Genomic DNA, 363 nt, shown 5'->3' with positions numbered 1-363 from the left:
GCAGATACATACGGTTTTGTGTATTTCGGCACGACACCTTCCACCGTAATCAACTGTTTCTTCTCGTCAGGTGAAAAAGGAAAAAGCCGGTCAAAAAAGGTGTCGCCAAACGCCCAGTAAATAAAATAGAGAAATAATAAGGCCAGCGTTATCTTCAATATTTTCATACGGACAGTTCCTGTTTATCACAGTAATGCTGTAAGGCCAGTTCCCCTTGTTCTTCCTGCTGGCTGACCGTCAGTGATTTTATTAACTGCTTATCCATATCCAGAAAATAGAGATTTCGGTAGTAAACATTGTCAGGAATAAGCATCTTATAACTGTCCATTTTCGCCTTAAATTGACGCTGACTGTCCTGACAGG

Annotated in this window: 1 pseudogene; it reads right to left on the bottom strand. The window is 41.0% G+C overall.

What is annotated here, in order from left to right:
* Nucleotides 1–163: 163 nt before the first annotated feature.
* A pseudogene (locus tag Phpb_RS26105) lies at nt 164–363 on the bottom strand (lipase family protein); the annotation flags it as partial.

The sequence above is a fragment of the Photorhabdus namnaonensis genome, assembly GCF_001684335.1.
GTDB classification, from domain to species: Bacteria; Pseudomonadota; Gammaproteobacteria; order Enterobacterales; family Enterobacteriaceae; genus Photorhabdus; species Photorhabdus namnaonensis.
The sequence above is the reverse complement of the archived record's forward strand: the minus strand, read 5'-3'. Positions and strand labels throughout refer to the sequence as shown.